Source organism: Flavobacterium sp., from assembly GCF_017744675.1.
Lineage (GTDB): Bacteria > Bacteroidota > Bacteroidia > Flavobacteriales > Flavobacteriaceae > Flavobacterium.
Genome location: NZ_JAGIAV010000004.1, coordinates 1047166 through 1061699 on the forward strand (window position 1 = coordinate 1047166; position 14534 = coordinate 1061699).

The window sequence follows — 14534 nt, forward strand, 5'->3', positions numbered from 1 at the left end:
AAGCAGATTACGCAGATTATTATTTAATCTAATCTGCATAATCTAATTCTATTGAGAAAAACAAAAAGAATCTGTAAAATCAGCTTTAATCTCTTTTCAATCTGCGTGAAATAAAAACTTAGAACCTTAGCATCTCAGGATCTTAGCATCTCATCTCCTTTTTAATCTTCGAAAGAAACTCATGCGAAACGCCCAAATACGATGACAAATTCTTGTTGTTTATCGCACTCACTTTTTGCGGATAGCGCTCTTTAAAATCAAGATAACGCTGTTTGGAGGTTTTATGTAGAACATCCAAAAGTCTTTGCTGAATGGCAACGTTGGCGCGCTCGATCATGAGAACATGAAACTTAATGAGTTTTGGGATTACAGCAAACAAATACGCTTTTTGCATTTTACTGATCACCACGATTTCGCTATCTTCAATGGCTTTGATGTTGTAGGTGGTTGGTTTTTGATGGTAAAAACTTTCGAGATCGCAAATCCATTCATTTTCAAAGGAGAAGAAAATAACGGTTTCCGTTCCGTTTTCGTTTAGAATGTAGGTTTTGAAAGAACCTTTCAAAATAAATCCTTCATAACAGCTATTCGAATTCTGGATTTGCAAGAACTGATTCTTCTTCAGTTTAATGAGTTCTGCTTTGGAGACAATAATATCCCATTCTTCATCTGTGAGCGGAATCTTTCGCTCAATGTTTGCTCTTAGTAGGTTGTACATCTTGTGGTTTTTGTGGTTTTTTGTGAGGAATAAATTTGTTTTTTCAACTCATTATTAATTAGGGGCTTATATAATGTAATCGATTACGTAAAAGTACACATAAAATGCATTTTTGTAAATTTAGAAGTGTTAAAAAAATACTTTTAGCAGATTTTTTTATTAAAGTTTGAACTTGTTCAACTTTTTTCGCACAAATAATTTTGAGTTTTGCGTTGTTAAACTTTTTTAAATAACCAAACTTAATTATGAACTTAAAATCAACACTTTCAATGTTCGCAGCAGCATTGATTTTCGGATTTACGGCATGTAATTCTGAAGAGATCGCTTCAAACACAGAAGCAAGTATTCAACCAACAAACGAAGCAGTGACTGATGCTGCAACTAATCCGACAGCTAAAATCGGAAATTGCGCTGAGGTGCCAGGATGGGCTTCGCAAAACGGAGGTACAACAGGCGGAGGTTCTTCTGCCGAAACCACGGTTACTACCTACGCTCAGCTAAAATCGGCTATCGAAAACACTTCTGTAAAAGTGGTTAAAGTTTCAGGAACAATTACGGTTACGGCAAGATTATCATTTCAAGATCAGACTGGTAAAACGATTTATGGCGCTAGCGGTGCAAAATTGGTTTCAACAGATCAGAGTAAAGATGGTTCTGGAATAATCAACATCAAAAGATGCAAAAACATCATCATTAGAAACTTAATTTTTGAAGGTCCAGGCGCTTATGACACTGATGGTTGGGATAATGCCATTTTAGACAATTGCCAAAACGTTTGGATCGATCACTGCGAATTTAGAGATGGTGTAGACGGAAATTTCGACATTAAAAATCAATCTGATTATATTTCGGTTACGTATACTAAATTCCATTATCTAAAACCTCCAAAAGCGGGTGGTTCTGGCGGAACTGACGATCACCGTTTCTCTAACTTAATTGGTTCTAGCGATGGTGCAACAGCCGATCGCGGAAAATTGAGAATTACTTTTGCCAGATGCTGGTGGGCTCAAGGATGTAAAGAAAGAATGCCTAGAGTCCGTTTCGGAAAAGTGCACATTGTAAACAGTTTCTTCAACAGCACCGTAAGCAACAAATGTATTGCAGCAGGTTTTGAAGCTGATATTCGCGTGGAAAGCAATGTTTTTGAAGGTGTGAAAAATCCGATCGATTTAATGACGGGTTTTACTGCCGTTACAGCTACAGATAATGTCTTCACAAGTGTAACAGGAACTCAAGCAGGAAACGGAACTGCTTTTACCCCTCCTTATTCTATCTTAAAACTGGATAAAACGGCTGTTAAAGCTGATATTTCTGCTAATGCTGGTCCTACTTTGGGAGGGAATGTTTGCGGTTCTTTCTAGTTTTTTTTTGCCACTAAGACGCTAAGGCACTAATTTTATTAATCTCGCAAAGCCGCAGAGACGCAAAGTTTTGAACCATATAAGTAATATAAGTTCAATTAAGCAGAAAACTTAAAATTCTTATATTACTTATATGGCTTAAAACAATTTCACAGAGATTCACAGAGAATTTCACAAAGAGTTTTTTTTAAGCCAACCACTTAAATTATCTTATATAACTTATATGGTTAAAAAACAATCACAAAACGAGTTCTTCAAACAAACGCTGAATTGTTTTCTCCAAATCTTCACATAAACCCGGATGAGGTCTTGAAGTTTGAATAGCCGAGCTTCTAATGGCTGTTAACCATCTGAATCGTTCTGGAATATCAAATTCGGCAATTGGTCCGCCGTCTTTGGCACCTTTTGCTATTTTTTCTAATGAAGTTAAGTTGCATTCTAATTGTTCGATGTCGAAATCGGCAGAAAGGGCTTGTATTCTTTCTTTATTTAAGTGAAAAAGAACCTTTATAAATTTGGCTTTTTTGCAAAACAAAATGATCCCGATATTCAGGAATTCTTCGCGCTCTACCCTTGGCACAACACGAATCACAGCATATTCGTATAAGTGATTATCTTGCATTTTGAGCCTGGTTTACAAAAATTTCTGAATTGGCTAATCTTGTTTTTAAAAACTGCAAATATACGTTTCGCAATCCTTCTGGAGTTTCGTCTGCATCTTCCCATTGCAACCAGTCTAGTGGAATTGTATGGACAATTTCTTCTAAAATTTCTGGCGTTAGAATTGCTTTAAATTCAGCATCGACTTCTTTCAACATTGAAGCTTGAGGCAATAAAACATGGTCTTTTATCAACGCAAACGGACTTTTAGCATGCTGTTCCCAGTTATGCCAAGAATGGTGAAAATACAAACACGCTCCGTGATCGATCAGCCAAAGTTCTTTATGCCAAATTAGCATATTGGTGTTTCTGAAAGTTCGGTCAACATTCGTAATATAAGCATCTAGCCAAACAATTTGTGAAGCTAATTTAGCATCAACAGTTGTTACCACAGGATCGAAAGTTATGGCTCCAGATAAAAAGTGAAGCGCCAAGTTTAATCCTTGGCTTCCTTGCAGCAAATCTTGTATTTCTTCATCGCCTTCTGTTCTTCCGAAAGCTTCGTCAAGGTTTGCAAATACTAATTCTGGCAGTTGCAATTTTAGGGCTTTTGCAATTTGTCCGCCAACCAATTCGGCGATTAGGGCTTTTACGCCATGTCCGGCGCCTCTAAATTTTAAAACGTATTTAAAATCATCATCGGCTTCTGCTAAGGCTGGTAAGGAACCGCCTTCGCGTAGTGGAGTTATATAACGGGTAACGTTTACCGTCCTGAGATCGAAGTTGTTTTTCATATTACAAACTTAATGATTTTAACCGCAAAGAGCGCAAAGGTTTACGCAAGGTTCGCAGAGTTTTTTTTAATCTCGCAAAGGCGCGAAGTCGCAAAGTTTTTATATTCTTTGCGACTTCGCGTCTTTGCGAGCAAATTCTTTATCATGTAAAACAATCCTTGCGTTCTTTGCGTAAACCTTTGCGCTCTTTGCGGTTAAACCTTTAAGCTCAAAAAAGCTTTTCCAAGATATTTAATAATCGTTGAAGCTGTAAAAGATTCGTAACCTGTTTTTGGGAGAGCTAGATCTGCTGTTAAGCCATGCAGATAAACTCCCATTTTTGATGCATATTTGGGTTCGTAGCCTTGAGCTAAAAGACTGGTGAGGATTCCGGTTAAGACGTCGCCACTTCCTGCGGTTGCAAGTGCGGCGTTTCCGCTTGTGTTTTCGTAAACTGAGGTTCTGTTTATAATGTATGTCGGCGCGCCTTTCATGACAACAATCACTTTGTATTTTTCTGAAAAGGCGATTGTTTTCTGAAATTTCTCAGCTTCTGAATTCCATTTTCCGATTAAACGTTCGAGTTCTTTGGGATGCGGTGTTAGAATCGTGTCTTCGGGAACTAATTCTAGCCAAGATAAATTTTCTGAAATGATGTTTAAAACATCGGCATCGAGAACTAAAGGCGCTTTATTTACTCGTAAAAATTCAAATAAAGCTTTTTGCGTGCCAAGCTCCTTTCCTATTCCTGGGCCAATTCCGACAGCTTGAGGAATCAAGGGTAAATGTATATTGGTTATGAAATTAGTGTTTTCATCGGTTACGGTCATTACTTCGGGAATGGAAATTTGAAGGATTTGATAACCGCATTTGGGTATAAAAGTCGTTACGAGTCCGCAACCTGATTTTAGGCAGGATTTTGAAGCTAAAACGCCTGCTCCTATTTTTCCGTAGCTTCCAGCAATAATCACCGCGTGACCTTGTGTTCCTTTGTGGGTTTGAGGATTTACGGGTTTGTATAATTTCTGAATTTCTTCTTTATTGATTAAATACGGTGATTTCATTTTTGCTGGTGTTTTAAATTTTAAACACATAGAATCATAGCTTTTCTTTGCATATAAAGGCGTTTCACTTGTTTAAGTAAACATAGCTCAACTTGAAAAACGTGATTTTCTTATTCTAAAATTACATAAAAAATTGAAATCCTGAATCTTCTTTTGAAAACGTCGCCCCTAGCCCTGATAGAAGCGGTATCCTTTTGCTTTTTTCTTTAAAAAGCAAAAGATATAGCGGATAGCAGGAAATAGCTCCTAATTATTGCGAAATTTATAATTTAAGACATTCAAATTTGATATTTTTTGAATAGATTTGCAAAACAATTTTATAAAACAACACAATGAAAAATACTGCGCTTACGCACATACATGAAGGTTTAGGAGCGAAAATGCTTCCTTTTGCTGGTTATAATATGCCTATTACTTATGAAGGGGTTAATGCTGAACACGAAACAGTTCGTAACGGCGTGGGAGTTTTTGACGTTTCGCATATGGGCGAATTTTTGTTAACGGGTCCAAATGCTTTGGCTTTGATTCAGAAAGTGACTTCAAACGATGCATCGACTTTAACCATTGGAAGAGCGCAATATTCTTGCTTGCCAAACAATGAAGGCGGAATTGTGGACGATTTGATTGTTTATAAAATGAAAGAAGAGCAGTATTTGCTTGTTGTAAATGCTTCTAATATTGAAAAAGACTGGAACTGGATTACGTCTCACAATGATTTGGGTGTTGAAATGAGAAATCTTTCTGATGATTATTCTCTTTTAGCGATTCAAGGTCCAAAAGCGGTTGAAGCAATGCAGTCTTTAACTTCTGTTGATTTGTCTGCGATTACGTATTACCATTTTGAAGTGGGTGATTTTGCTGGAATCGAGAATGTAATTATTTCGGCTACAGGATATACGGGTTCTGGCGGTTTTGAAATTTATTGCAAAAATGATGAGGTAGAGCAAATTTGGAACAAAGTTTTTGAAGCAGGAGCTTCTTTCGGAATTAAACCAATTGGTCTTGCCGCTCGTGATACTTTACGTTTAGAAATGGGATTTTGCCTTTACGGAAATGATATTAACGACACTACTTCTCCTCTTGAAGCTGGTTTGGGATGGATTACTAAATTCACAAAAGATTTTACCAATTCTGAAGCGCTTAAAAAGCAAAAAGAAGCTGGTGTTACTAGAAAATTAATTGCTTTTGAAATGCAGGAGCGTGCGGTGCCAAGACATGATTACGAAATTGTTGATGGTTCTGGAGCGGTAATCGGAATTGTAACTTCTGGAACGATGTCGCCTTCTATGAATAAAGGAATTGGTTTAGGATATGTTACTGTAGCAAACAGTGCGGTTGACAGCGATATTTTTATTAGAATTAGAAAAAATGATGTTCCTGCTAAAGTGGTAAAATTACCTTTTTACAAGAAATAATTTTTATTGAAATATAGCAGAAAATGCGTTACGTTGGTAACGCATTTTTTGTTTCTAGAAAAATCTGTAATCGTTAATTTATTTGCGGTTTGTTCGTTTAACGGTTAAATACTTTTTGTTGTCGATTTTTTGAAAAAAATACTACAATTTGTAAAAAAATTAGTGTAACTTTAATCATAAACCATGAATTTCCATTTATGAAAAAGATTTCACTACTCCTTTTTTTGCTGACATCAACTATATCCATTGGTCAGAACAGCGCAGAAACTTGTGAAATACTAAACAAAATAAATGCGCTTATTCAAGCTGAGCACTTAAGACCAAAACCTGTTGATGACAGCCTTTCTGTATTCGTTTTTGACAATCTCATTAACGAACTGGATCCTTCTCGCAATATCTTTTTTAAGACCGAATATGACGAAATGGCTCAGAAATATCGCTATAATCTTGATGATCTGATCCTAAAAAAGGACTGCAGCTTTCTTACCGATATAAAAGCCAAATATGTAAATGGTCTTTTGCGAACCAAAAAAGTTTTAGAAAAAATTCAGACCATTCCAATCGATTATACTAAAAAAGATACCATTCGTTTTTATAAAAAATCTTTTGCCTTTTATTTAAAGAAAGAAGATATGGAGAAGGTCTGGATGAAAAAGCTTCGCTACCAGATCTTAGACGATATTGCGGAACTAAGCGAAAATCTGGATTCTTTAAAAACTAATTTTAATACGATTGAACAGGCTTCTAAAAATAAAATTCTTACCAGTGAAATCTGCCGTTTTAATACGCTAATAGAATCTAATACCAAGCAGGAAGAAAAATTTTATAATTTCTTCTGTACCTATTTTGATCCTCATACGGCTTATTTTAGCGATGATTCTAAAACAAGTTTTGTTGCTTCTTTATCAAAAGAGCATTTATCGCTTGGAATGACGGTTAATTTGAACGAAAAAAACGAAATCATTATTGACGAAGTCGATCCAAACGGCCCCGCTTATCAAACGGGACAAATAAAAAAAGGCGATCAGATTATTTCGATTTCCAATCAGAAAGAAACACTTCAGGTTTCTTGCGCATCATTAGAGTCGATATCGTCTATGATATTATCTGAAAACAATAAACATATTACACTTACTTTAAAACGCAATTCGGGCAAAAGTTTTGATGTTTATATTGAAAAACAAATGATGAAAGATGAAGAAAATTCGGTTTTCAGCTTCATCATTGGCAAAGACAGTAAAATTGGATATATAAAAATTCCGAGTTTTTATGCCGATCTTGACGGTACTAGCAGAAAAGGCTGTGCAGATGATGTAGCTCGAGAAGTGATAAAACTGCAAAGAGACAGCATAAAAGGACTTGTTATTGACCTTATTGACAATGGCGGAGGTTCTATGGAAGAGGCTATAAAACTGGCCGGAATGTTTGTAGATTATGGTCCGCTTTCGATTGTAATCGACAACAAAAAAGAAGCATCTGTAATTAATGATCCTTTTAAAGGTGTAATTTACAGAGGGCCAATTGTGGTATTGGTAAACAGCAATACCGCTTCGGCAAGTGAATTTTTTTCTTCTATCATGCAAGATTATAACCGAGCGCTTTTACTAGGAAGCACTACGCTTGGAAAAGCTACTATGCAGACTATTCTTCCGCTTGACGAAGAAAAGAATACAGATTTCTTGAAAATTACAATCAATAAATTTTACCGAATTACAGGTAAAAGCCATCAATATGTTGGAGTAAAACCAGATGTTGTTCTTCCAGAATTTTATGAAGATATCTACCAAAAAGAAAGCGATTTTCCGACTGCAATTAAAAACGACAGTATAGAACCTTTCTTAAAGTACAAAACCTATGTGAAGCGTAATTTAATTGACAAAATCGCTAAAAACAGCTCGCAGAGGTTGTCAGACAATTATTTTTTCAATAATATTAAAAGGATCAATCTTAAAATAGATCAGCTTGTAAATGCTCCAAAAGCAGAAATTCCGTTGACATTAGACGCTGTTTTCACTCAGAAAAAAACATTAAATGCGCTTTGGAAAGAGATTAATACTTTTAATGACGAAAATAATCCGCTTGATGTATATAATTCTAGTGTTAATCAGTTTCTTTTAGGCGCTTATCCGAATGATAAAACGATTAACCAATATCAGATGGATAATCTTAAAACAAATCCGTACCTCAACGAAGCTGTAAATATCATTAACGAATTTAACGGAGGCGCTAAGTGAGGTTTGTTTCAAGTTTCAAGTTTCAAGTTTCAGGTTGTGCTAAACTTGAAACTTTTGCTATGGCAAATCAACTTGAAACCTGAAACTTGAAACTCAAAAATCATCCTTAAAAAAAGAATTATTTTGTTTTTGTAAAAATTAGGAAAACCGTATTTTTGCATCACAAAACTAAAAATTAGAAATGGGAAGAGCGTTCGAATTTAGAAAAGGAAGAAAAATGAAACGTTGGTCAGCAATGGCCAAAACATTTACCAGAATTGGTAAAGATATCGTAATGGCTGTTAAAGAAGGCGGACCAAATCCTGACGCCAATTCTAGATTAAGAGCTGTTATACAAAATGCAAAAGCGGCAAACATGCCTAAGGACAATGTGGAGCGCGCTATTAAAAATGCAAGTAATAAAGACACTGCCAACTATAAAGAAATTTTGTTTGAAGGATACGCTCCTCACGGAATTGCAATCTTAATTGAAACGGCTTCTGATAACAATAACAGAACTGTTGCTAATATTCGCAGTTATTTCAACAAATGCAACGGAACAATGGGAACTCAAGGTTCTGTTGAGTTTATGTTTGACCATACTTGCAACTTCAGAATCGCAAAAGACGGTATCGATGCTGAGGAATTAGAATTAGAATTAATTGATTTTGGTGCTGAGGAAGTTTTTGAAGACGAAGACGGAATCTTAATCTACGCTCCTTTTGGAAGCTTTGGTGCTTTACAGAAAGAACTAGAAAACAGAGGTCTTGAAATTTTATCTTCTGGTTTTGAGCGTATTCCGCAAATCACAAAAGAATTAACTGAAGCTCAAATCGCTGACGTTGAAAAACTAATCGAAAAAATCGAAGAAGATGATGACGTAATGAACGTTTATCATACAATGAAAGAAGAATAGTCTTTCTATAAAATATATTTTAAAAAGCTCTGGATTTTTCTGGAGCTTTTTTGTTTTAAGGACTTTTTGAAGTTTTATAAAATAAAGGTAAAATTAGTTTATTGCTACTAGCAGAGACGCAATAAAGTGTATCTTATTATCTTATATAAAATTAGATTTTGTTGCAATTAAGAGTAGAAGAATGAAATTATTTGAATTCATTTTAAACTAAGTTTAAACACTTCAAAAAATAACATTTCGATTATATTTGCAACACCTCAAATATTAATTAAAACTAAAAATGCAAACATCAAAAATCACAAGAATTGCTGTAGTAGCACTAGTTCTTTTGTTCTTAGTCTTAAGTGTAATTAGCTGCACTACTACAAATGTACATAACCACAATCACCATCATTCTGGTAAAAAAATACCACCAGGACAAGCAAAAAAAATGAATGGGGATCAAAGTGCCAAAGCATATGCTCCAGGTCAACAAAAAAAGAGATAATAACTTATTAGCCTTCTGAGTTTCAGAAGGCTTTTTTTATTCTATAAGGTTATTTTTTTAACGAAATGTGGAAACCCGTAAGGATTTATTTAACCAAATGTCTATTTTTGGCAAAATTTTAATAGTCTATTACGTTTTAAACTAAATCCAATCTATGAAAATAACTTTACCTTCCTAACACACTGCTATTTAAGATTGGAATCTCCCAAGTTTTTTAACTTAAAAGGGTATTCTTTCATTACAGCTCCCATCTCAAAACACATAACCAAACCTACTATAAATTGAAAAAAATTACTTCAAAGTTTCCTTCTTTTGTATTAAGTATAGTTTTATTTTTATTTAGTATAAACTGTTTTTCATATTCTAATATTGATACTATTTCAAATGTTAAGAATAACCATCCTAAACAGTTAATTCTACCGCAGCAAATTGTAAAAAACAACTTTACAAGCACTACTGAAAGCGAATTTACCAGCTCTTTTATAGAAAAAAATTATCCAATTGGTGATCCAACCAATCAATATCTTGAAAAAGCGAAAGAGGTTTTTAATGAAATCGAAAAAAATGATAATCTTACCGATTATTTAGAGCCTAAAAATCTAGCAATGCTGCCACTAGGCATTAAAAAGACGATTGGCGGCATTCAATATTCTTTAGGGATTAGCAATGCAAAATTTACTCCTCAATATACTGAGCTGACAGCTTTTGTAAAAATTGTACTTCCCCAAACAGATTCGCAAGGAAACAGAAAAGAACTGTTCTTTGGAGCTAATAATATCAAACTTTCTCATAAGGGAGGTTTAGTCGGTGACACCAATTTAGTTTTACTAGGCGATGTGCCCATTCAAATGTTTGGTGATAAAACACTTTTAGTTTTAAAAGGCGGTATGGAAATGGCCACTGGAGTGGTTACAAATAAGACGTACGTTACTATAGATTGTAACGGCTTTAAAGAATTAGGCATTGATGCAGAGGTTTTATTCTCAAGAGCCATGCTTGAACCTGTTGATGCGACTTATAAACCTATTGCTGGTGATAGTCGTGTAACGGCAAAATTTAATGCTGTTGTAGGCAATTGGAATGATATCCTAATTGATATTAGTTTACCCGCTTTTCAATTAACCAAACATCCTGGCTATTGCTTTGAGTTGAACAAAGCAGTCATTGATATGAGTGACTTGCGAAACTCAACCAATGTTGTATGGCCAAAAGATTATGAAAAAGATTATTTAGTTCCTGGAAACGAAAAGCTTTGGAGAGGGTTTTATGTTCAATCTTTGAAACTAGTCTTACCATCACAATTCAAAAAGAAGGGCACCAACGAGCGAATTACATTCCAAGCTACCAACCTGTTAATTGACAGAATGGGAGTTTCTGGCGTTTTTAGTGGAGATAATATTTTAAGTATTGGAGATGGAGATGCTTCGGGATGGCAATTTTCGGTTGATCATATTGAATTAGGCTTTAGAGCCAATTCTCTTGTTTCTGCGGGATTTGGAGGAGCAATCGTTTTACCTGTTTCTTCAGGGCAATGCACATCAGACGCAAGAGGCGAACTTGGATATACTGCTCTTTTTAATGTCATCGATAATGAATATCTGTTAAAGGCTGAAGTAACCAATGATATTTGCTTTCAGGTATTTAAGGGTAAAGCTAACTTAGAAAAAAACTCTTATGTAGAGCTAAAAGTAAAAGAGGGCAAATTTTTACCTAAAGCGGTTTTATATGGAACTCTTTCACTTAAAGCAAGCAATAATAAACCAGTAACTGCATCTGAAGCGGTCGCTGGGGTAAAAAACAAGGAAAAAGCGGAAGGAGAAACTGGGCCAGTAGAAAAAGAAACGGCTGTTTTCAAAGGTATTATATTCCAAAATCTAACCCTTCAAACTGTTAACCCAATCATCACTGCTGACTATTTTGGGTACAAAAATGTTAAGGAAGATGATGCTAAGGTTAGTAATTTCCCTGTAACGATTAATGAAATTGCTTTAATTGCTGACACAGAATCAGCAAGTCTAAAAGTCGATCTAGCTATTAATTTGATGAAGGATCAATTTAATGGCCAGACAAAATTCTACGTTATTGGAAAATTTTCTCCTGAAGAAGGAATCCAAAAATGGAAATTCGACCGTCTTAAATTTGAAGAAATCAAAGTCGCAGCCGATCTTGGCGGCGTCAAATTTAAAGGAAGCATTACCATATTAGATAATGATCCTATTTACGGAAATGGATTTAAAGGAATGCTTGGTGCCGATTTTACAGGAGGAATTTCTGTTGAAGCTAATGCTATCTTTGGTTCAAAAAGCTTTAGATATTGGTATGTTGACGCAATGGTTGACAATCTTAATATTCCTGCGGGAGCTATTACCTTTAAAGGATTTGGTGGTGGTGCATACTATAAAATGAAAAAAGACGGATTTAGCAACAGTTTTGTCGCTTCTGGTTCTAACTATGTTCCAGATATCGATTCAGGACTTGGTGTCAAAGCCATGATTAAATTTGCCGGAACTGCTACTGCAGATGCTTTTTGGGGTGGTGCAGGATTCGAAATCGCATTTAATACGCATGGAGGCATAAACCGAATCAGTATCTATGGCGAAGGACACGTAATGCAAACTTTCGAAATACCTGGTGCGTCTGAATTAACCCAAGCTTTAAAAACCGTAACTGAAAATGAATCTTTAATGTCATCAATTGCATTAGAGGCGCTAAAAACTTCAAATCTTTCTAAAGCGGCTGAGCAGTTGTACCCTACAGATGTTAAGGCACGTATGGGAATCAATGCATTTGCAGCCATCGAATATGATTTTAGATCTAAAACTTTACATGGAACTTTTGACTTATATATAGATACTCCAGGAGGTTTTATTAAGGGTCGCGCGTCTGGTAACAGAGCTGGATGGGCAGTACTGCATTTTGCACCAGACAAATGGTACATCAGAATGGGTACACCAACAGATCGTTTAGGAATAAAACTAGCTATTGGTTCTTTTGAAGTAGAAGCTGGAGGTTATTTTATGATTGGAGACGACATTCCGGGAAGCCCTCCTCCACCCGATATCGTTGCACAAATTCTTGGAGTCAGTGCGCAATCACTTGATTATATGCGCGATGAAAACAGTGTAGCTTCTGGTAAAGGTTTTGCTTTTGGATCTGATTTTAGCTTAAAAACAGGCGATTTAACTTTTCTAATCTTTTATGCCAATTTTCAATGTGGATTTGGATTTGACATTATGGTAAAAGATTATGGCGAAGCACAATGTAAAGGTTCTGGACAAATTGGTCTTAATGGCTGGTATGCTAACGGACAATCTTACGCTTATTTGCAGGGAGAACTGGGAATCAAGATTAAATTGTTTATGATTAAAAAGAAAATATCCATTATAAAAGGTGGCGGTGCAGTTCTTTTACAAGCTAAACTTCCTAATCCCGTCTGGATTAGAGGGTATCTTGGAGGTTATTTCAACTTACTCGGAGGTGCCATTAAGGGAAGTTTTAGATTTAAATTGGAATTTGGTAAACAATGCGAGTTTATTAATGATTCTCCTTTAGGCGGATTAAAAACAATTGCAGACATTACTCCCGCTGAAGGCACAAAAGATGTCAGTGTATTTGCTGTTCCGCAAGTTGGATTTAATTTTCCAGTAGAAAAAAGCTTCACATTAGAAGAAGATTCTGGCGTAAAAACATATAAACTTAAACTAGAAGAATACACCGTTAAAAAAGATGGTGTTGTTATTCCAGGAGAAATAACATGGAATCAAACTAAAGATTTATTAAGCTTTACTCCTTTTGATGTATTTCCACCTAATTCAAGTCTAGTAAGTACAGTAAAAGTAAGTTTCCAGGAACTTACTAACGGAGCATGGAAAACAGTTTATGATGACGGGCAAATTGCTACTGAAACTGAGGTTAGAAATTTCACTACAGGACTTGCACCAAACAATATTCCTGTAACCAATATTGCGTATTGTTATCCTGTAATAGACCAGAAATATGTTTATCAAAACGAATCTAAACAGGCATATGTAGTGCTAAAACAAGGACAGCCTTATTTGTTTGAATTAAAACAAGGACAATCTCAAAAAGCATTCTATAAAACGGGAACAGCTTCAAGTACAGGGGCTATAACTTATAATAGCACGCTGAGAAAAGTAAGCATAGATCTACCAGCGTTACAAACGTCTAAGACTTATAGCATTTCTTTAATGACACTTGAAACAAAAAGTGATGCCAATAGCAATTTAAAAGAGAGCTATACTAAGCAAGATTTGGGTGAAAATGCAAATGTTGAGATAAAGGACAGTAAATTGGCAGAGGTTGTAACTGGTGGTGAAGGTGTTGAATTATTGCAATATAATTTCAATACAAGTCAGTATAACAGCTTCTCTGAAAAAATGGCGGCCAAAAAGCCTAAACAAACTTTAGTAGAGATTATTTACTCTGATGTGCATGCTTTACAGTCTTTAAATAGCTCAACCGAACCTTTTGATGAAATTGAAATTATAGGAAATGCTAAAACAATGTACGTTCCCTTAATTAACACCGAAGCGATTCTAGATGATAATTATTATAAAAACGAAATTTTCCCTTTAGTATACCAAGGATATCCTTTAGAAAACGATTTACAGTTTGACAGAAGCTCAACAGTTCTTGGTGTTCCGCCAACAAAAGGAGTAGAAACTCTAGCATGGTATCAAGATTATTTAATTAATAATCCAACAAGCTATATGTTGAAGGAATATCTACCATATCGTTATAATCTACCATATTACTATAAAACCGATTTTGTCAATTTAAGATATAAAGTGGTTAATAAGTATTTAAATACTCTAAACCAGCAAATGGTTACGAAGTATGATTATATTATTAACGGAAAATTCCCTTATATCAAACAAGGAACCTATAACATAAAACTGAATTACACTCTTCCGGGAGGTCAATTAGGAAGCAGTTCTGTATTCACATTCAATAAATCAATTTAATA

The 14534-nt window shown here is 35.2% G+C and carries 10 protein-coding genes; 6 read left to right on the forward strand and 4 right to left on the reverse strand.

Annotated elements, in window-relative coordinates; all coding sequences use genetic code 11:
- Window positions 1–142: 142 nt before the first annotated feature.
- On the reverse strand, window positions 143–718 hold the full coding sequence (locus J7574_RS14750; RefSeq protein ID WP_290969936.1) for a Crp/Fnr family transcriptional regulator: 576 nt from the start codon (window positions 716–718) through the stop codon (window positions 143–145).
- A gap of 245 nt (window positions 719–963) precedes the next feature.
- Here J7574_RS14750 and J7574_RS14755 point away from each other — a divergent pair, with 245 nt between their 5' ends.
- Window positions 964–2079 carry a pectate lyase gene (locus J7574_RS14755; RefSeq protein WP_290969938.1) on the forward strand — a complete coding sequence of 372 codons (1116 nt, stop codon included), beginning with the start codon at window positions 964–966 and terminating at the stop codon, window positions 2077–2079.
- A 238-nt stretch (window positions 2080–2317) separates the two neighbouring features.
- Here J7574_RS14755 and J7574_RS14760 read toward each other — a convergent pair whose 3' ends face one another.
- The 3 genes from J7574_RS14760 to J7574_RS14770 form a co-directional block, all read right to left on the reverse strand.
- The gene (locus tag J7574_RS14760) at window positions 2318–2701 is read right to left on the reverse strand and encodes a DUF3037 domain-containing protein (protein WP_290969941.1); all 384 of its coding nucleotides are present in this window, start codon (window positions 2699–2701) and stop codon (window positions 2318–2320) included.
- Window positions 2691–3473 (reverse strand): HipA family kinase, encoded by a 783-nt coding sequence (locus tag J7574_RS14765; protein WP_290969944.1) that lies wholly within the window; start codon window positions 3471–3473, stop codon window positions 2691–2693. The genes J7574_RS14760 and J7574_RS14765 overlap by 11 nt, the downstream gene beginning before the upstream one ends.
- A 194-nt stretch (window positions 3474–3667) precedes the next feature.
- Window positions 3668–4516, reverse strand: a complete 849-nt coding sequence (locus tag J7574_RS14770) for an NAD(P)H-hydrate dehydratase (RefSeq protein WP_290969947.1) — start codon at window positions 4514–4516, stop codon at window positions 3668–3670.
- 332 nt (window positions 4517–4848) lie between these two features.
- Between J7574_RS14770 and gcvT the strand changes: the two genes are divergently transcribed.
- The 5 genes from gcvT (at window position 4849) to J7574_RS14795 (ending at window position 14532) form a co-directional block, all read left to right on the forward strand.
- A complete protein-coding gene (gene gcvT / locus J7574_RS14775) occupies window positions 4849–5931 on the forward strand; it encodes a glycine cleavage system aminomethyltransferase GcvT (protein ID WP_290969949.1) in 1083 nt (360 codons plus the stop codon).
- Between the two features lie 197 nt (window positions 5932–6128).
- Window positions 6129–8165: a S41 family peptidase gene (locus J7574_RS14780; protein ID WP_290969952.1), complete on the forward strand. Its 2037-nt coding sequence runs from the start codon at window positions 6129–6131 to the stop codon at window positions 8163–8165.
- Window positions 8166–8346: 181 nt separating this feature from the next.
- A complete protein-coding gene (locus J7574_RS14785) occupies window positions 8347–9060 on the forward strand; it encodes a YebC/PmpR family DNA-binding transcriptional regulator (protein ID WP_012024626.1) in 714 nt (237 codons plus the stop codon).
- Window positions 9061–9340: 280 nt separating this feature from the next.
- Window positions 9341–9547 carry a hypothetical protein gene (locus J7574_RS14790; protein ID WP_290969971.1) on the forward strand — a complete coding sequence of 69 codons (207 nt, stop codon included), beginning with the start codon at window positions 9341–9343 and terminating at the stop codon, window positions 9545–9547.
- 281 nt (window positions 9548–9828) lie between these two features.
- Window positions 9829–14532, forward strand: coding sequence for a hypothetical protein (locus J7574_RS14795; protein ID WP_290969974.1), 4704 nt, complete (start codon window positions 9829–9831; stop codon window positions 14530–14532).
- Window positions 14533–14534 lie beyond the last annotated feature (2 nt).

Bases quoted from the DNA above. Each gene is read 5' to 3' on its own strand.
- J7574_RS14750 (WP_290969936.1), bottom strand. From the start codon at position 718: ATGTACAACCTACTAAGAGCAAACATTGAGCGAAAGATTCCGCTCACA.
- J7574_RS14755 (WP_290969938.1), top strand. From the start codon at position 964: ATGAACTTAAAATCAACACTTTCAATGTTCGCAGCAGCATTGATTTTC.
- J7574_RS14760 (WP_290969941.1), bottom strand. From the start codon at position 2,701: ATGCAAGATAATCACTTATACGAATATGCTGTGATTCGTGTTGTGCCA.
- J7574_RS14765 (WP_290969944.1), bottom strand. From the start codon at position 3,473: ATGAAAAACAACTTCGATCTCAGGACGGTAAACGTTACCCGTTATATA.
- J7574_RS14770 (WP_290969947.1), bottom strand. From the start codon at position 4,516: ATGAAATCACCGTATTTAATCAATAAAGAAGAAATTCAGAAATTATAC.
- gcvT (WP_290969949.1), top strand. From the start codon at position 4,849: ATGAAAAATACTGCGCTTACGCACATACATGAAGGTTTAGGAGCGAAA.
- J7574_RS14780 (WP_290969952.1), top strand. From the start codon at position 6,129: ATGAAAAAGATTTCACTACTCCTTTTTTTGCTGACATCAACTATATCC.
- J7574_RS14785 (WP_012024626.1), top strand. From the start codon at position 8,347: ATGGGAAGAGCGTTCGAATTTAGAAAAGGAAGAAAAATGAAACGTTGG.
- J7574_RS14790 (WP_290969971.1), top strand. From the start codon at position 9,341: ATGCAAACATCAAAAATCACAAGAATTGCTGTAGTAGCACTAGTTCTT.